Raw genomic sequence first — 17,182 nt, 5'->3', positions numbered from 1 at the left:
GAGTCACGATGACTTGCTATAGCAAAAATGTCAACGATGGCATTTGGTTTTGCCATAGCGATGTTAGGGTGATCGCATGAAGGTCAACGCGACCACCGGTGCCGAGACGCGGGCCGACCACGCCTACCAGGCCCTGCGCGAGGCGATCGGCAGCGGCGCGCTGCGCCCCGGCCAGAAGGTGACCGAGCGCGGCCTGGCCGAGCGGCTCGCGGTCAGCCCCACCCCCGTGCGCGAGGCGCTGCGCCGCCTGGAGCAGGACGGCCTCATCGAGCGCACCGGCCCCCGCACGGTCGTCGTCGCCGAGATCGCCGAGCGCGCCATCGACGACCTCGCCGAGGTCGAGATCGGCCTGCGCGGCCTGGTGGCCAGGTTCGCCGCGAGGAACGCCACGCCCGAGCAGCTCGACGCCCTCGACGCGATCCTCGACGCCGCCGACGACCTGCTCATCGTCATCGTCACCCGGCACGGCAAGGGCGAGGACGTCGAGCGCCACCTGAGCGCGCTGCTCGACCGCATGCAGGAGTTCAACGACACGGTCAACGCCTGCGCCCACAACCCGGTGCTGATCAGGCTGCTGGAGCAGACCCAGGTCTTCTCCCGCTCCGAGCGCCGCGCCCTGCGCCTGGAGCGCATCGCCGAGGACCACCGCTTCGGCCTCGACCGCTACGCCACCCACCGCGCGCTCGTCCGCGCCCTGCGCGAGCGCGACTCCGCGACCGCCGAGCGCCTGGTCATCGAGGACGCCCAGGGCGGGCTCGCGGCGCTGCGCACCCGGCCACGAAAGGAGCAGGCATGACCCACCGCATCGCGGTGATCCCCGGCGACGGCATCGGCACGGAGGTCGTCCCAGAAGGGCTGCGCGCGCTGGAGGCCACCGCCGCCGTCTTCGGGCTCGACCTGCGCTTCGACCACTTCGACTTCGCCAGCGCCACCTACTGGCAGCGCCACGGCACGATGCTGCCCGACGACTGGCAGGACGTCCTCGGCTCCTACGACGCCCTCTTCTTCGGCGCCGTCGGCTGGCCCGACGTCGTGCCGGACCACGTGTCGCTCTGGGGCAGCCTGCTGCAGTTCAGGCGCACGTTCGACCAGTACGTCAACCTGCGCCCCTGCCGGCTCATGCCCGGCGTGCGCAGCCCCCTGGCCGGCCGCGAGCCGGGCGACGTCGACTTCCTCGTCGTCAGGGAGAACACCGAGGGCGAATACTCCTCGATCGGCGGCCGCATCTTCGAGGGCACCGAGCGCGAGACCGTGCTGCAGGAGACCGTGATGACCCGCGTCGGCGTCGACCGCGTCCTGCGCTACGCCTTCAGGCTCGCCGAGCGGCGGCCCGCCCGCCACCTCACCTCGGCCACCAAGAGCAACGGCATCTCGATCTCCATGCCCTACTGGGACGAGCGCGTCGAGGCGATGGCCGCCGAGTTCCCCGAGGTGAGGCACGACAAGTGCCACATCGACGCGCTGGCCGCGAACTTCGTGCTGCACCCCGACCGCTACGACGTCGTCGTGGCCAGCAACCTGTTCGGCGACATCCTGTCCGACCTCGGCCCGGCCTGCACCGGCACCATCGGCATCGCCCCGAGCGCCAACATCAACCCCGACGGCGCCCACCCGAGCCTGTTCGAGCCCGTCCACGGCTCCGCCCCCGACATCGCGGGCCGCGGCATCGCCGACCCTGTCGGGCAGATCTGGTCCGCCTCGATGATGCTCGACCATCTCGGCCACCCCGACGCCGGCGCCCACCTGCTGCGCGCCATCGAGGACGTCCTCGCCGCCGGTCCCGCCGACGCGCCGCTCACCCCCGACCTCGGCGGCCACGGCACCACCGTCGAGCTCGGCCAGGCCGTCGCCGCCCGCGTCAGGGAACGCCGCCCCGATACGCCATCAGACTCTCCCGAGGGGACCGTCGCCTTCAGCGGACGGGGGAATCGGGGGCGGGAGCGCCGTCAAGGCCCGAGCGTGCAATGACGCGTCAGGTCCCTGCATCAGAGATCTCCGTTCGTCGCGCGTGGGATGGATGACACGGTGATAATGATCGTGTGGCTCGTCAGGTGCGCACTTCCCCGGGCGCGGTGTCGGCCGAGACGGTGCAGCGCTGCATCGAGACGTGGTACGAGCGGCCGTCCAAGGGTGGTGGCCGTGCGTAGGTCGTACAGGTTCCTGCTGCGCCCCACCAGCAAGCAGGCCGCCGCGCTGGTGGCGTGTCTGGAGGATCACCGCGCGCTGTACAACGCCGCGCTGGAGCACCGGCGTACGGCCTATGCCAAGGCCGGGGTGAGCGTCCGGTACGGTGACCAGTCGGCCGAGTTGAAGCACATCCGTGCCGACGATCCCGGTGGGCAGGGCCGGTGGTCGTTCTCCTCTCAGCAGGCCACGCTGCGGCGGCTGGACAGGGCGTTCCGCGCGTTCTTCGACCGCGTCAAGGCCGGGCGTACACCGGGCTTCCCCCGGTTCAAGGGCCCGGGCCGGTTCGACAGCGTGGAATGGCCGAAAGACGGTGACGGCTGCCGGTGGGACTCCCAGCCCGAGCACCCCACCGCGACCTACGTCCGGCTCCAGGGCGTCGGGCACGTCCGCGTCCACCAGCACCGCCCGATCCGGGGCCGGGTCAAGACGATCAGCGCCAAGCGGGAAGGCTCCTGCTGGTATGTGGTCCTGTCGTGCGACGACGTGCCCGCCGAGCCGCTGCCCGCCACAGGCGCGACGGCCGGCATCGACATGGGTGTCGCCTCGCTGGTCACCACCAGCGACGGCGCGCATCTGGCCAACCCGCGCCATCTCGCCACGACCTCCGGTCGCCTCGCGGAAGCGCAGCGCGTCCTGGACCGCAAGAAACGCGGCTCCAAGCGCCGCCGCAAGGCCGTCGCACGGGTGGCCGCCCTGCACGGCAAGGTCCGCCGCCAGCGGCTGGACCACGCGCACAAGGCCGCGCTCGTGCTGGTCCGCGGGTACGACGTGATCGTGCACGAGGACCTGCGTATCAGGAACATGACCCGCAGTGCGTCCGGCACGATCGACCAGCCCGGCCGGAACGTGGCCGCCAAGTCCGGCCTGAACCGGTCCATTCTCGACGCGGGTTGGGGGGTGTTCCTGACGGTCCTCGCGTACAAGGCTGAAAGCGCCGGTCGAGAGCTGATCGCGGTGAACCCCGCCGGCACCTCCCGCACGTGCTCGCGCTGCGGGCATGGTGCGAAGGAGAACCGCGTCAGCCAGGCCGTGTTCCGATGTCAGGGGTGCGGGCATGCCGCGCACGCCGACGTGAACGCGGCCACCAACGTCCTCAGGGCAGGGCTTGCCCTTCGCCAGGCTGCGGAAGCGGCTTAGCGAGAAGCCGCTCCCTTCAGGGAGCGGAGGAGTCACGATTTCCTCGCCACAGCAGCAGCACGCCGCCTGGGTGCTGGAGAAAGGAGTTCCGCCATGGACGCGGACGTCATCGTCGTGGGCGCGGGCCTGTCCGGACTGGTCGCGGCCCACGAGCTGACCAGCAGGGGACGCAAGGTGGCGCTGGTCGACCAGGAGAGCGCGGCCAACCTGGGCGGGCAGGCGTACTGGTCGTTCGGCGGGCTGTTCCTCGTCGACTCGCCCGAGCAGCGCCGGCTGCGCGTGAAGGACTCCTTCGAGCTGGCCTGGAACGACTGGCAGGGCAGCGCCCGCTTCGACCGCCTCGACGACGAGGACCTGTGGGCGGCGCGGTGGGCACGCGCTTACGTGGAGTGGGCCGCGGGGGAGAAGCGCTCCTGGATCGACGGCCACGGCATCAAGCTGACGCCCATGGTCGGCTGGGCCGAGCGCGGCGGCCTGCGCGCCGACGGCCACGGCAACTCCGTGCCCCGCTTCCACGTGGCCTGGGGCACCGGCACCGGGGTGGTGGCGCCGTTCGTGCGCGCCGCGCAGCGGGCCGCCGACGCCGGGCTGCTCCGCTTTCACCACCGCCACCGGGTGGACGAGCTGATCGTGCAGGACGGCGTCGTCACCGGGGTGCGCGGCAGCGTCCTGGCCGACGACTCCTCGCCGCGCGGGGTCGCCTCCAACCGCGACGTCACCGGCGCCTTCGAGCTGACCGCGCAGGCCGTCATCGTCGCCAGTGGCGGCATCGGGGCCGACCTCGACCTCGTCCGCCAGTCGTGGCCGCAGCGGCTCGGCGCGCCGCCGCAGAGCATGATCACGGGCGTTCCGGCGTACGTGGACGGGCGCATGCTCGCCATCACCGCCGACGCCGGCGCGCGCATGGTCAACCGCGACCGCATGTGGCACTACACCGAAGGCGTCCAGAACTGGGACCCCATCTGGCCCGGCCACGGCATCCGCATCCTGCCGGGGCCGTCGTCGCTGTGGTTCGACGCGCTCGGCCGCCGCCTTCCCGATCCCTGCCTGCCCGGCTACGACACGCTCGCGACTCTTCGCCACCTGCGCACCACGCCTGACATCGCCGCGTACGACCACTCGTGGTTCATCCTCACCCAGCGGATGATCGAGAAGGAGTTCGCGCTGTCCGGCTCCGAGCAGAACCCCGACATCACCAGCGGCGACCGCAAGGCGGTGCTGCGCAGCCGGGTGTTCGGCAAGGGCGCGCCCGCGCCGGTCGAGGCGTTCAAGCGGCACGGCGCCGACTTCGTGGTGGCGGCCACCCTCGAAGAGCTCGTCGCCAAGATGAACGACCTGACCGACAAGCCGCTGCTCGACGCCGCCGAGCTGCGCCGCCAGATCGAGGCCCGCGACCTGCAGATCGCCAACCCCTACAGCAAGGACGTGCAGGTGCAGGGCATCCACAACTCGCGGCGCTTCCTCGGCGATCGGCTCACCCGTACCGCCGTGCCGCACCGCGTGCTCGACCCGGCGGCCGGGCCGCTCATCGGCGTCAAGCTGCACATCCTGACTCGCAAGACGCTCGGCGGCATCCAGACCGACCTCGATTCCCGCGCGCTCGCGGCCGGCGGATCACCCGTCCCCGGCCTGTACGCGGTGGGCGAGGCGGCCGGGTTCGGCGGGGGCGGCGTCCACGGCTACAGCGCCCTGGAGGGCACCTTCCTCGGCGGCTGTCTCTTCTCCGGCCGCCAGGCCGGCCGCGCCGCCGCCGACGCGATCGCCTGACCCCTGACGTTCTGTTCGGCCGGCCGCCTGAGCCGCTGCCCTAGCCGGCGGGCTCGGGCTGTGACGACGTCGGGCCGGGCGCCGGGGGGAGGATGCCGGTCTCGCGGAGGTGGTGGCGGGCCGCGGCGATGGCTTCGGGGGTGGAGGCGAAGACCTGGCCGGCCTCGTCCAGGCGGGCGATGACGCCATGCGCGTGCAGCGGCCGGTGGTGGTCGTCGCGGATGCCGGAGACCAGCACCGTGACGCCGCGCCGCTCGAGGCGGGTGATCGCGTCGCCGAGCACCAGCGCGCCGCTGGCGTCGATCGTGGTCACCCGCGACATGCGCAGGATCACCACCGAGACGTCGGCCACCTCCGACAGCTCCAGCAGGAAGCGGTGCGCGGCGGCGAAGAACAGCGGCCCGTCGAGCCGGTAGGCCACGATGTGCTCGGCGAGCAGCGCGTGCTCCTCCGCGTCGTGATCGCCGGGCAGGTCGGGGTGGAGCGGCACGGGGTCGAGCCGCACGTTGCCCGCGATGGCGCGCAGCGCGAGCGCCCCCGCCACGATCAGGCCGAGGATGACCGCCGCGACCAGGTCGAGGGCGAGCGTGGCGACCGCCGTCAGCGCCAGCACGACGCCGTCGGAGCGGGTGGAGCGCAGCATCGCGCGTACGGAGCCGACCTCGACCATCCGCACCGCCGTGGCCAGCAGCACGCCCGCCAGCGCCGCCAGCGGGATCCGCGCCACGAGCCCCGCGGCGGTGAACACGATCACGCCCAGGATCACCGCGTGCGCGATCGCGGCCAGCCGGGACGCGGCCCCCGCCCGCACGTTGACCGCCGTACGCGCGATCGCCCCCGTGGCGGGCACCCCGCCGAACAGCGGCGCCACCAGGTTGGCCAGCCCCTGCCCGAACAGCTCCCGATCGGGGTCGTGCTTGTGGTTGACGGTCATGCCGTCCGCGACGGCGGCCGACAGCAGCGACTCCAGCGCGGCCAGCGCGGCGACCGCGATCGCGGGCGCGATGAGCGAGGGCAGCGCCGAGACGTCGAGGAAGCCGAGCGAAGGGGCGGGCAGCCCGGCGGGCAGGGTGCCGATGCGGGCCACCGGCAGGCTCGCCAGCTCGGCGACGATCGTCGCGGCGGCCACCGCCAGCAGCGAGAACGGCACCGAGGGCCGCCACCGCCCGCCGGCCAGCATCACCGCCGCGACCGTGCAGGACACGGCGAGAGCGGTCCAGTGCGGGCGGGCGGCGAAGGCGAGCACCGCCTCCCAGGCCACAACGAGCACCTTGTCGCCCTCGGGCGTCGGCACGCCGAGCGCGGCGGGCACCTGCTGCAGCCCGATCACGCAGGCGATGCCCAGCGTGAAGCCCTCCACCACGGGGGCGGGCACCAGCGTCATGAACCGCCCGGCCCGCGCCAGCGCCAGGCCGAGCAGCAGCAGGCCGGCCAGCACGCCGACTGTCAGCACCCCCGAGGTGCCGTGCGCGTGCATGATCGGCACCAGCACGACCGTCATCGCCCCTGTGGGGCCCGACACCTGCAGCGCGGAGCCGCCGAACGCGGCGGCCAGGACGCCGGCCACCACGGCGGTGGCCAGGCCGGCCGCCGCGCCGAGCCCGCTGGAGATGCCGAAGCCCAGCGCGAGCGGCAGCGCCACGATCGCCACCGTCAGCCCGGCCAGCAGGTCGCGGCGCGGGTGGCGGCCCATGGCGGCCAGGTCGGAGCGGGCGGGCAGGATCGAGCGCAGGCGGGCCCAGCCCGACGAAAGCACGGTGCTCACTTCTCCTCGGCCTCCGCCTCGAGCAGCTCGTTCAGCAGCTCGTGCCGGCCCGACAGCTTGGCCTGGAGCAGGTGGCGGGCCGCGCGCAGCAGCTCGGCCACGTCGCCGCCGGACATCGCGTAGACCACGGTGGAGCCGTCGCGGCGGGCGGTGACCAGCTCGGAGCGGCGCAGCACGGCCAGGTGCTGCGAGAGCCCGGTGGGCTCGACCTCGATCTCGGCCAGCAGGTCGCGCACCGGTTTGGGGCCGTCCTGCAGCAGCTCCAGGACGCGGATGCGTACGGGGTGCCCGAGCAGCCGGAAGAGCTCCGCTTTGGCTTCGTACAGGGGCACCGACATGGGCACGCGCGTCCTTTCGCCGGGGAGCCATAGGGGGACGGGGATAAGTTTCCTATGAATTGCGATATTTCGCAATTTCGCGGGTTCTGGTCGGCTGGCGATAAGGGATGCTTGGCCGCCTTTCCTGGCGTGTCCCGGTTGGGAACCGGCGTCCGATGGTTACCGTGTTGCTTCGGGTCATAACTCTGCGTGATGGAGTCAGCTCCTCCTGAAGACATTCGAACGGCGACAAGGAGCTGTGTGCATGGACACGGTGACGGCGCGGACCGGCCACGTGAAGGAGCTGGTCGACCGGCACTTGGAGCGCCTGCTCGAACGGCAGCTCGGCCGGCTCGCCTTCCTGGGCGAGGAGGAGGCCGGCCTGATACGCGAGCACCTCGTCGCCTTCGTGCTCGGGGGCGGCAAGCGGCTGCGTCCCGAGTTCGTCTACTGGGGCTACCTGGCCGGGGGCGGGGAGCGTCCCGAGGACGTGCTGCCCGCGGCGTGCGCCGTGGAGCTCGTGCACGCGGCGGCGCTGCTGCTCGACGACATGATGGACGAGGCAGGCACCCGGCGTGGCCGCCCGGCGGCCCATGTCGCCCTGGCCGGCCTGCACCGGGCGAGGGGGCGCCGGGGCGACCCTGACCGGTTCGGCGAGTCGGCGGCGACGCTGCTCGCCCTGCTCGCGCTGACCTGGGCCGACGCGGCGCTCCTGGAGTCGGGCCCGCACCTGCCCGCCGCCCTCGACCACCTCACCAGGCTCCGCGTGGAAGCGATCGGCGGCCAGTACCTCGACTTGACCCGCACCTGGGGCGCCCGTCTCGCGGGCAGCCCCGCCTCCGGGCCCCGCGCCGCCCGCGAGGCGCGCGGGGCGGACACCTCCGCTTCCGGTCCCCGCACCGACTGGGAGGAACGCGGCGCGGACACCCCTGCCTCCGGGACCCGCGCCGGTCGTGAGGCGTGCGGGGAGGGCTCGTCCAAAGGCGGCGAGGAGGAGCAGGCGCGGCTCATCTCGCTCTACAAGTCGGGCAAGTACACCGTCGAGCGGCCGCTGCTGCTCGGGCATGCGGTCGCGGGCGGGTGCGCGCCGACGCGCCGGCTGCTCAGCGCGTACGCGCTGCCGCTGGGGGAGGCGTTCCAGCTCAGGGACGACGTCAACGGCGTGTTCGGCGACCCGGCCGAGACCGGCAAGCCCGCCGGGGCCGACCTGCTCCAGGGCAAGGCGACGTACCTGCTGGCCGAGGCGCGCAGGCGCACCGGCGGCGCGGACGCGCTCGACGACATCAAGGACGCAGATGGGGTGGCGGCGGCCCGCCGGCTGATCGTCGAGTGCGGCGCCCTGGACGCGGCGGAGCGGCGCATCACCGGCCTCGCCGCCGAGGCGGTCGCGGCCCTCGCCCACCCGCCCGGCCTCCCACCGCAGGCCAGGAAGGCCCTGACCGACCTGGCGGCCACTGCGACGGCCACTGCGACGGCCACTGCGACGGCCACTGCGACGGCCACTGCGACGGCCACTGCGACGGCCACTGCGACGGCCACTGCGACGGCCACTGCGACGGCCACTGCGACGGCCACCCCGGCCGCGACCGAGCCGGCTACGGCGCCCGCGACCGAGCCGGCGGTGAGCGAGCCTGCGGTCACCGCGACGCGGCAGGAAGGGCAGGGGCGATGAGCGGGGTCGTGGTCATCGGGGGCGGGCTCGGCGGGCTGGCGGCGGCGGTGCGGCTGGCGGCGGCGGGGCGGGAGGTCACCCTGGTCGAGGCCACCGCCGAGCCCGGCGGATGCTGCGGCGTCGCCAGAGTGGGGCCGTACCGGTTCGACGCGGGGCCGTCCGTGCTGACCATGCCGGACGTGCTCGCCGACGTCTTCGGCGCGGCCGGCGAGGAGCTGCGCGACTGGGTGCCGCTGCGCCGCCTCGACCCGGCGTACCGGATGGTGTTCGAGGACGGGTCGCGGCTGGACGTGCGGGCGGCGCCGGAGGCGATGACCGAGCAGGTCCGTACGCTGTGCGGCCCCGCCGAGGCGGCCCGCTACGCCCGCTACCGCCGGCTGCTCGGCGAGTTGTTCAGGGTGGAGTGGCCGGCGTTCATCGACGCCGACATGACCAGGCTGCGCGCCCTCGCCAGGCCGGCCGCGCTGCTGCGGCTGGCCGCGCTGGGCGGTTTCCGGCGGCTGGACCGCCTGGCGGCCCGCCACCTCACCGACCCGCGGCTGATCATGGCCCACACCTTCCAGTCCCTGTACGTCGGCCTGTCACCCCAGCGCGCCCTCGGCATCTACGCGGTCATCGCCCACATGGACACGATCGGCGGCGTCTACTTCCCCGAGCGCGGCGGCATGCACGCCATCCCGCTCGCCCTGGCGTCCCTGCTGGAGAAGCTGGGCGCGACCACCCGGTACGGCGTCCGCGCCCAGGAGGTGCTGACCGACGGCGACGGCGTCACCGGCGTGCTGCTGGAGGACGGCGAGCGGCTGCCCGCCCGCCACGTGGTGGTGGCCTGCGACCGGCTGGCGGCCCGCCGGATGCTGCCCGCCCTGGCGGCTGACTGGCGGCTGCGCCGGCCCCGCCACTCGCCGAGCTGCCTGGTGCTGCACGCCGGCCTCGCCCGCGTCCTGCCCGACCAGGCGCACCACACGCTGCACTTCGGGCGGGCCTGGCGGCAGACGTTCACGGCGCTGGAGGAGGGCCGGCCGCAGCCGGACCCGAGCCTGCTGGTCACCTGCCCGCGCCCCGACGGCGAGGCGGCGCCGCCCGGCCACGCCACGCTCAGCGTCCTCGAACCCGCGCCCAACCTGCGCCGCACCGACTGGCGGAGGCTGCGCCCCCGGCTGGAGGGGCGGCTGCTCGAGCGCCTGGCCCAGCTCGGCTACGGCGACCTCGCGGACGCGCCCAGGCTGGTGCTCGACCCGCCCGCCTGGGCCGCCAGGGGGCACAGCGCCGGGACCCCGTTCGCGCTGGACCATCGCGTCACCCAGACCGCCTGGCTGCGCCCGTCGGCCGTGGCCCGCCGGGTGCCCGGGTTGCACTTCGCCGGCATGTACACCGCGCCGGGGGTCGGCGTGCCGCCGGTGCTGATCTCGGGGCGGCTCGCCGCCGCGCGCATCCTGGAGGAGCACCGGTGACGCTCACCGCCGGCTACGAGCGCTGCCGCCGGCTGCACGCCCGCTACGGCCGCTCCTACTACCTGGCCACCCGGCTGCTGCCGCAGTGGAAGCGGCGGCACGTGCACGCCCTGTACGGCTTCGCCCGGTACGCCGACGAGATCGTGGACTCGTTCACGATGACCGACGACCGCGCCCGCGCGCTCGACCGGCTGACCGCCCGGGTCGAGGCGGGACTGGCCGGCGACGGGCCCGCCGACGACCCGGTGCTGCCGGCGTTCCTGCACACCGTGCGCTCGTTCGGCATCGGCCACGACGACGTCGCCGTCTTCCTCGCCTCCATGCGCGCCGACCTGTCCGTCACCCGCTACGCCACCTACGACGACCTGCTCGGCTACATGGCGGGCTCGGCCGCCGCGATCGGCACGATGATGCTGCCCGTGCTGGAGCCGGAGCCGGGCCGCGCCGAGGCGGCCCGCGAGCCCGCCCGCCAGCTCGGCCTGGCCTTCCAGCTCACGAACTTCCTGCGCGACGTCCGCGAGGACCACGCCCGTGGCCGCGTCTACCTGCCGATGGCCGACCTGGACAAGTTCGGCGTCCGCCCGGACGCGCTGGGCGCCCGCCGCGCCGGGCCCGCCGTCCGCGAGCTGCTCGCCTACGAGGCGGAGCGCGCCCGCGACCACTACCGCGCCGCCGCCCAGGGGATCGGCCTGCTCACCGCGTCGTCACGACCGTGCGTGCGCGCCGCCTTCGAGCTTTACGGCGGCATCCTGGACGAGATCGAGCGGCGATCGTACGAGGTGCTGGCGGCCCGCGTCCGTGTCCCCGGCCACCGCAAGGGCGCGATCTTCGCCCGCCACCTCCTGGCCTCCGCCGGGGCCGCCCGCGCCGAGCGCCGCGTCCAGGTGACGCTCCCATGAACCCGCCGGTGGTGCTCGACGCGATGGGCGGCGATCACGGGCCCGTCGCGACCGTCGCGGGGGCTCTGCTGGCGTGGCGCGAGCACGGGGTGCCGGTCATGCTGGCCGGGGCGAGCGACGTCATCGACGCGGAGCTGCGCAAACACGAGGCGCTCGGTGAGCTGCCGGTCGCGCACGCCGACGAGGTCGTGCCGATGGCCGGGAGCGGGGCGGGGGCCGCCGCGCTGACCCGGTCGAGTCTCGCCGTGGGATGCGCGCTGGTCGGGCGGGGCGAGGGCGGCGCGTTCGTGACGGCGGGGTCCACCGGGGCGGCCGTCTCCTGCGCGGTACGCGGGATCGGCCGCGCCCCCGGCGTGCTGCGGCCCGCGCTCGCCGTGGTGCTGCCCGCGCTGCGCGGCGGCGGGAGCGTGCTGGTGGACGCGGGCGCGACCGCCGACCCGAGCCCGGCGATGGTGGCCCAGTTCGCCCTGCTGGGCGCGGGATACGCGCGGGCGGTGCTCGGACGGCCGGACCCGCTGGTGGGGCTGCTGTCGATCGGCGCCGAGCCGGGCAAGGGCAACCGGCTGACCCGCCGCGCCGAGGAGCTGCTGGCCGGCCTTCCGGTGCGCTTCCACGGCAACATCGAGGGCCACGACGCGCTGGCGGGCGTCGTGGACGTGATCGTCACCGACGGCTTCACCGGCAACGTGCTGCTGAAGAACGTCGAAGGCTGCGTACGCACGACGCTGGCCATGGTCGCCGAGGCCGGCATCGCGTCCCCCGGGCGGCTGGCCGAGGTGGCCCGCCGCTACGACCCCGAGACGCACGGCGGCGCGGCCCTGCTGGGGCTGCGCGGCACGGTCGTCGTCGCCCACGGCTCCTCACCCCCTGCCACCATCGCCCGCGCCTGCGTCGTCGCCCGCGACCTGGCCCGGCACGACAGCACAGCCCGTGAGCCGGTCCCATGACGGCCTCAGGGAAGGCGCAGGGGGTCGGCGCCGTCCCAGGCGCCTTCGCTGGCGTAGGGGGTGAAGCGGGCGAACAGCTCTTCCGCGTACCAGTCGTGGGCGCGTACCTGGTCGATGACCTGGCGGTGGGCGGCGCCCCGGTAGGCGAAGGCGCGCATGGCGTCCGCGTCCCGCCACAGCGAGAACGTCGCCTGCCTGGCCACCGGCCACTCGCCCATGCCGATCGAGGCCAGGCAGCCGTCCTGCCGCCGCAGCAGCTCCTCCACCGGCGGCACCGACCGGTAGAACGCGACCAGCCGCCGGGGCCTGATCGACGCCCGGGTGAGCACCGCCACCGCGCCGCCGCTCCGAGCGGCCTGCCCGGTGGCGGGGAACGGGTCGTGGCCGGACCAGGTGCCCCGGGAGGACAGCGGCGCCAGCCGAACCTGCCAGCGTTCGCGCGCCTCCTTCCGCCAGCGGGCGGCGATCGAGGACGTCCGCAGGAACGCCTCCAGATCCGCCTCCCCGCGCCAGACCGCGAACAGCGCCCACCGCCGCAGATCGGCGCCGAGCGACATGGCCCGCCCGCGTCCCGTCCCGAGGAGCCGCCAGAACCGCAGCCCAGGGGTGGCGCGCAGCAGCGGCCGGTCGAAGGCCATGTGGCTCATCGCGCCCGCGTCGGCGTACCGGACGAGATGGAACGACGCGATGGGTGAGGCGCTGGTGGCGGTCATCGCCGGTTACCTGCTCGGCTCTGTGCCGGTCGCGGTGCTGGTGGCGCGCGGGCACGGCGTCGATCCGCGCCGCTCGGGCGACCGCAACCCCGGGTACTGGAACGTCAAGGAGCAGCTCGGGCGACGGGCGGCGGTGCCGGTGCTCGCCGGGGACACCTTGAAGGGGACGCTGGCCGCGCTGGTCGCGCTCCTGGTCAGCGGGGCCCACGTCACCGGGGTCGGCACGGTCACGGGGGACAGCGTGGCGCCGGTGTACCTCGCCACGGCGGCGGCGATGGCAGGGCACGCGTGGCCGGTGTTCGCCGGGTTCCGTGGCGGACGGTCGATCTTGACGTTCGCGGGTGGGGTGGCGGTCATCTGTCCTGCGGCGTTCCTGCTGGGGCTCGTGGCGCTGCTGGTGGTGGGGTGGGCGGCGCGGTCGTTCGCGGTGGGGGCGCGGGTGGCGGTGTTCGGGGTGCCGGTGCTGCAGTTGCTGTTCGCGCCCGTCGAGATGGTGGCGGCGACCGGTGGGCTGATGTGCCTCATCGGGCTGCGCTTCGCTCAGGCCGCACTCGCCGGGCGCCGCCGGTGAGCTTCGGGTACGTGCGGCCGCGCCATGTACGGACCGGGCTGAGCGTCGCCTGGGTCAGCCGGGCCGCGGCTGCCGGGTCGAGCAGCGGCGACAGCAGCAGGCCCGCGCCCGGGTCGCGGTAGCTGCCGCGCAGCGCGTACGCCAGCAGCAGCCGCATCGCCAGCAGCCCGGCGTCCAGGCCGGTCGGGCGGCCCGCGATCACCCGCAGCGCCGGCAGCGCGCAGGTCAGCCAGAGGACGGCCAGGTCGGCCGCCTGCCATCCCGGCCCGGTCACGTCGCGCAGCGGCAGCGAGCGTCCCCACTCCCGCCACAGCTCGCCGACCGAGTCGTGCATGTCCACCTCCAGCAGCGCGCCCGCGTCCAGGAACCCCACCGACCAGCCGCGGCGGGCCAGGCAGCGGGCCAGGGCCACGTCGTCGGTCATGCGGTCGCGTACGAGGGCGAAGGCGTCCACGGCGGCCAGCTGCCCGCGACGGAACGCCAGGCACTGGCCGTTCGCGACGGCGCGGTGCGGCGGTGGCGGGGTCGCCGGCCCGACGGGGCCGAACCGGTAGACCAGCGTCGCCAGCATCGACGCGTGCAGCGCCTGCTCCAGCACCCCGTCGCAGACGAACCGGGGGCCTGCGCTCACCAGGTCGTAGCGTTCGAGCGCGGCCGCCATCGCCCCGAACAGCCCAGGCGCCGGCCGCGCGTCAGCGTCCAGCGTGACCACGACCTCACCGGTGGCGGCGGACACGCCCTGGCGCAGCGCCCACTGCTTGCCCACCCACCCGTCCGGCAGCGGCGCCCCGGTGATCACCTTGGCGCCCAGCTCGGCGGCCACCCTGGCGGTGCCGTCCCGTGAGCCGTCGTCCACCACGATCACCTCGGACACGGCCGGGTCGGCGAGCGCGGCCCGCAGACACGGCCCGATGCGCCCTTCCTCGTCGCGCGCCGGCACCACCACGGAGATCGTCCCAGCGACCTTGGTGACCGGGGAGAGCGCCGCCATTCGCCGCCGCCCTCTCGCGAGCCGCACCGCGACGACAGCCCCCGCGACCGCCTGCGCGACGCCGAGCGCCCTGCTCATCCGCCGCCGAGGCGGCTCGGCGGTGAGCGCCCTCATCGCCCGCCGCCAGCGGCCGGGCCGGCGATGGCTCGCGTGCTTCCGGGGAAGTCGTGTGCGACCAGGCCGGCGACGATCCTCGCGCCCATCGTCACCATCGGCAGGCCGCCGCCCGGGTGGGTGGATCCGCCGACCAGATACAGGCCGCGCCGGGGGCCGCGGTTGGCGGGGCGGCGGAAAGGGGCGAGGCGGCCGTGGTGCGCGGCGCCGTAGATGGCGCCGCCCCAAGCGCCGTAGCGGTCGCGCAGGTCGGCCGGGGTGAACACGTCGGCGAACCGCAGCCGGCCGGACAGGTCGTGGCCGCGCTCGGCCAGCCGTTCGAAGACCAGGTCCCGGTACGCGTCCACCCGCATCGGCCAGCGCGCCGGGTTGCGGGCGGGGACGTTGACGAGCAACGTCCAGTTCTCGCAGCCCGATGGCGCCTGGGAGGCGTCGTCCACCGCCGAGCAGCCGACGTAGACGGTCGGATCCTGGGGCGGCACCCGGCGGTCGAAGATGTCGGCGAACTCCCGCTCGTAGTCGCCCGAGAACAGCACCGAGTGGTGGGGCAGCCCCGGCGTGCGGCCCTCCACCCCGGCCAGCACCAGCAGCGCCGACGACGACAGGCCGAGCCGGGCGATGCCGCGCAGCCGGCGGCGGTCCGGCAGCAGGTTCCCGTACAGGGCGGCGGCGTCGGTGTTGGCCACCACGACGTCCGCCCGCACCCGCCGCCCGCTCGCCAGCCGCACCCCCGTGACGCGGGAGCACGACGTCTCGACGGCGGCGACCGGCTCCGACAGGAACACCCGCACCCCCGCGGCCTTGAGCAGCAGGACCAGGTCGTCGGCCAGCCGGGCGAGGCCGCCAGGCGCGTACCAGACGCCCTGCCCGTGCTCCAGCGCCGGCACGCAGCCCAGCGCCGCGGGCGCGCGGTACGGGCTCGACCCGGCGTAGGTGGCGTAGCGGCCGACGTACTGGCGCAGGCGGGGATCGCGGAAGAAGCGGCGGGCCAGCCCGTCCAGCGTCCGCCCCGGCGCCACCGCCATCAGGTCGGACAGCCGCGCCTCCCCGGCCGCCCGCCCGCTGCCGCGCAACTGGATCAGCGGTCCGGCGAAGACCGTCCGTCCGGCCGCCCGCAGGCAGCCCTGGGCCCAGTCGTGGAAGGCGTGCCACGCCCGCCCCTCGCCCGGCGCCAGGCGGTCCACGGCCGCGGCCATCAGCGCGGGGTCCCGGCGCGCGTCCAGCACGCTTCCGTCGGCGAACCGGTAGCGGCACAGCGGCTCCGGCTCCACCAGCTCGCGCCGCAGCCCCAGCTCGCGGAAGAGGCCGGGCATGGTGAGCAGCGAAGGGCCGAGCGAGAAGGTGAAACCGTCCCTGTGATGCTCGGCCAGCTTGCCTCCGAGCCGCGGCGACTGCTCGTACAGGCGGACCTCGTGGCCCTGCCTGGCGAGCAGCAGCGCGCACACCATGCCGCCCACGCCGCCGCCGATCACCGTCACCTCTGCCATGACCGCCTCCAGGCGGGCGCGGCGAACGCGCCCATCGCGATCCCGCCGGCCGCCGCCACCAGCGGGTCGGCGGGGACGAACACCGCCGCGAACGCGACCGTCTCCATCACCGCCATGACCGTGTAGAGCACGAGCAGCCCGCCGACCGGCGGCGGGTCGCCGGCCACGCGCCCGATGGCGAGCATGACCAGCGCCGACACCAGCAGCCAGCCGGCGAAGTTGGTGAGCGGGATGCCGCGGTAGAAGCCGTCCTCGGCCCACGTCCACAGCCCGAGCCTGACCATCTGCGGGTCGAGGAACAGGTCCCACGCCGTCAGCGCGCCCGCCCCCGCGCACACGCGGCCCCAGCCGGTGGCGAGTGCCGCGCCCACCGCGTACGCCGCCAGCCCCATGCCGCCCCAGGCCAGCGTCACCACCAGGGGTACGCCGCCGATCTGCGGCCACAGCACGTCCGTGTAGCGGTAGGAGCCGAACGGGAACCCGGTCAGCACGCCGATCAGCTCGGCCGCGTACCCGGTCAGCACCGCCGCCCCGAAGGCGCGCACCGCCCTGCGCGCCCCCCAGCTCTCCGCCGCGAAGGCGACCGCGGACGCCGCGAGCAGCGCCACGATGACCGTGACGTACCGGTCAGGCCGCGCGTCCAGCCCTGACACCACCTGCACGGCTGTCATGGCCAGCAGCGACAGCGCGCCGAGCACGCGGGCCGGCCTGACTGCCCTACCTGTCGTCCCTTCCACGCCCTGTCTTCCCGTAGCGGTCTTCCCGTAGCGGTGAGTCCGGGGGTGGACCTGCCCCGCCGCCCGTCAAGGGAGCATCCGGCGCGGGCCAAGGATCGTCCGTACCGGCCGTATCCGGGCATCATTACCGAACGCGGAGGTCCAGCGGGGCGCGCGCAGAGATTGCGCCGGGAAGCCCTCGGGTAGCCGGGCAAGCCACGTTTGCTCACTCGAACCCAGCGCGAAGGAGCGCACGCACATGACCTTCAACCCACTGCAGGAGCGGGGCATCCCGCTGGACAAACAGCTGCGCAACTGGCGGGAGCTGAACGTCACGCCGACCGATCCCGACCACGCCGACCCGTACACGCGGTGCCGCATCATCACGATGAACGGCATCGAGGTCGAGGCGATCATGTTCAGCCACCACCTGGCCCGGCACTGTCCG

At 74.5% G+C, this 17,182-nt stretch carries 15 protein-coding genes and 1 pseudogene; 10 read left to right on the top strand and 6 right to left on the bottom strand.

The window, feature by feature from the left end:
• The first annotated feature begins 76 nt into the window (after positions 1 to 76).
• The 4 genes from ACFFR3_RS06130 to ACFFR3_RS06115 all read left to right on the top strand — a co-directional run bounded on the left by ACFFR3_RS06130 (position 77) and on the right by ACFFR3_RS06115 (position 5,091).
• Complete coding sequence (locus ACFFR3_RS06130) at positions 77 to 796, top strand: GntR family transcriptional regulator (protein ID WP_355423781.1); 720 nt, start codon at positions 77 to 79, stop codon at positions 794 to 796.
• Positions 793 to 1,968, top strand: a complete 1,176-nt coding sequence (locus ACFFR3_RS06125) for a tartrate dehydrogenase (protein ID WP_379482728.1) — start codon at positions 793 to 795, stop codon at positions 1,966 to 1,968. The genes ACFFR3_RS06130 and ACFFR3_RS06125 overlap by 4 nt, the downstream gene beginning before the upstream one ends.
• Before the next feature lie 171 nt (positions 1,969 to 2,139).
• Entirely contained in the window at positions 2,140 to 3,324 is a 1,185-nt protein-coding gene (locus ACFFR3_RS06120; protein WP_345385381.1) for an RNA-guided endonuclease InsQ/TnpB family protein, read from the top strand.
• 93 nt (positions 3,325 to 3,417) lie between these two features.
• Positions 3,418 to 5,091 carry an FAD-binding dehydrogenase gene (locus ACFFR3_RS06115; RefSeq protein ID WP_379482727.1) on the top strand — a complete coding sequence of 558 codons (1,674 nt, stop codon included), beginning with the start codon at positions 3,418 to 3,420 and terminating at the stop codon, positions 5,089 to 5,091.
• Between the two features lie 40 nt (positions 5,092 to 5,131).
• Here the strand turns inward: ACFFR3_RS06115 and ACFFR3_RS06110 are convergent, their stop codons facing one another.
• The gene (locus tag ACFFR3_RS06110; protein WP_379482768.1) at positions 5,132 to 6,784 is read right to left on the bottom strand and encodes a SulP family inorganic anion transporter; all 1,653 of its coding nucleotides are present in this window, start codon (positions 6,782 to 6,784) and stop codon (positions 5,132 to 5,134) included.
• Positions 6,785 to 6,852: 68 nt separating this feature from the next.
• On the bottom strand, positions 6,853 to 7,194 hold the full coding sequence (locus ACFFR3_RS06105) for an ArsR/SmtB family transcription factor (RefSeq protein ID WP_345385380.1): 342 nt from the start codon (positions 7,192 to 7,194) through the stop codon (positions 6,853 to 6,855).
• 244 nt (positions 7,195 to 7,438) lie between these two features.
• Between ACFFR3_RS06105 and ACFFR3_RS06100 the strand changes: the two genes are divergently transcribed.
• The 4 genes from ACFFR3_RS06100 to ACFFR3_RS06085 are packed head-to-tail and all read left to right on the top strand — an operon-like array spanning position 7,439 to position 12,142.
• On the top strand, positions 7,439 to 8,845 hold the full coding sequence (locus ACFFR3_RS06100) for a polyprenyl synthetase family protein (RefSeq protein ID WP_379482726.1): 1,407 nt from the start codon (positions 7,439 to 7,441) through the stop codon (positions 8,843 to 8,845).
• Entirely contained in the window at positions 8,842 to 10,296 is a 1,455-nt protein-coding gene (locus tag ACFFR3_RS06095; RefSeq protein ID WP_345385379.1) for a phytoene desaturase family protein, read from the top strand. The genes ACFFR3_RS06100 and ACFFR3_RS06095 overlap by 4 nt, the downstream gene beginning before the upstream one ends.
• Positions 10,293 to 11,195, top strand: coding sequence for a phytoene/squalene synthase family protein (locus ACFFR3_RS06090; RefSeq protein ID WP_345385378.1), 903 nt, complete (start codon positions 10,293 to 10,295; stop codon positions 11,193 to 11,195). Before ACFFR3_RS06095 ends, ACFFR3_RS06090 begins: the two co-directional genes overlap by 4 nt.
• On the top strand, positions 11,192 to 12,142 hold the full coding sequence (locus ACFFR3_RS06085) for a phosphate acyltransferase (protein WP_345385377.1): 951 nt from the start codon (positions 11,192 to 11,194) through the stop codon (positions 12,140 to 12,142). The genes ACFFR3_RS06090 and ACFFR3_RS06085 overlap by 4 nt, the downstream gene beginning before the upstream one ends.
• A gap of 5 nt (positions 12,143 to 12,147) precedes the next feature.
• On the opposite strand, the gene ACFFR3_RS06080 is transcribed toward ACFFR3_RS06085, so the two are convergent.
• Positions 12,148 to 12,855, bottom strand: coding sequence for a spheroidene monooxygenase (locus ACFFR3_RS06080; RefSeq protein ID WP_345385376.1), 708 nt, complete (start codon positions 12,853 to 12,855; stop codon positions 12,148 to 12,150).
• On the opposite strand from ACFFR3_RS06080, the gene ACFFR3_RS06075 reads away from it, so the two are divergent.
• Positions 12,830 to 13,426 carry a glycerol-3-phosphate acyltransferase gene (locus ACFFR3_RS06075; protein ID WP_364379820.1) on the top strand — a complete coding sequence of 199 codons (597 nt, stop codon included), beginning with the start codon at positions 12,830 to 12,832 and terminating at the stop codon, positions 13,424 to 13,426. The genes ACFFR3_RS06080 and ACFFR3_RS06075 overlap by 26 nt on opposite strands.
• Here the strand turns inward: ACFFR3_RS06075 and ACFFR3_RS06070 are convergent.
• The 3 genes from ACFFR3_RS06070 to ACFFR3_RS06060 are packed head-to-tail and all read right to left on the bottom strand — an operon-like array spanning position 13,377 to position 16,716.
• The gene (locus ACFFR3_RS06070; protein WP_379482725.1) at positions 13,377 to 14,531 is read right to left on the bottom strand and encodes a glycosyltransferase family 2 protein; all 1,155 of its coding nucleotides are present in this window, start codon (positions 14,529 to 14,531) and stop codon (positions 13,377 to 13,379) included. The two genes, ACFFR3_RS06075 and ACFFR3_RS06070, sit on opposite strands and share 50 nt — an antisense overlap.
• Complete coding sequence (locus ACFFR3_RS06065; RefSeq protein WP_379482724.1) at positions 14,528 to 16,018, bottom strand: phytoene desaturase family protein; 1,491 nt, start codon at positions 16,016 to 16,018, stop codon at positions 14,528 to 14,530. Before ACFFR3_RS06065 ends, ACFFR3_RS06070 begins: the two co-directional genes overlap by 4 nt.
• Positions 16,006 to 16,716, bottom strand: coding sequence for a carotenoid biosynthesis protein (locus ACFFR3_RS06060; protein ID WP_364379829.1), 711 nt, complete (start codon positions 16,714 to 16,716; stop codon positions 16,006 to 16,008). Before ACFFR3_RS06060 ends, ACFFR3_RS06065 begins: the two co-directional genes overlap by 13 nt.
• Positions 16,717 to 16,993: 277 nt before the next feature.
• Between ACFFR3_RS06060 and ACFFR3_RS06055 the strand changes: the two are divergent.
• Positions 16,994 to 17,182: pseudogene (locus ACFFR3_RS06055) on the top strand (hypothetical protein); the annotation flags it as partial.

Origin of the sequence: Nonomuraea salmonea (assembly GCF_042428605.1) — a bacterium.
Classification (GTDB): domain Bacteria; phylum Actinomycetota; class Actinomycetes; order Streptosporangiales; family Streptosporangiaceae; genus Nonomuraea; species Nonomuraea salmonea.
Note: the sequence above shows the minus strand (reverse complement) of the source record. Positions and strands in the feature narration are given on the sequence as shown.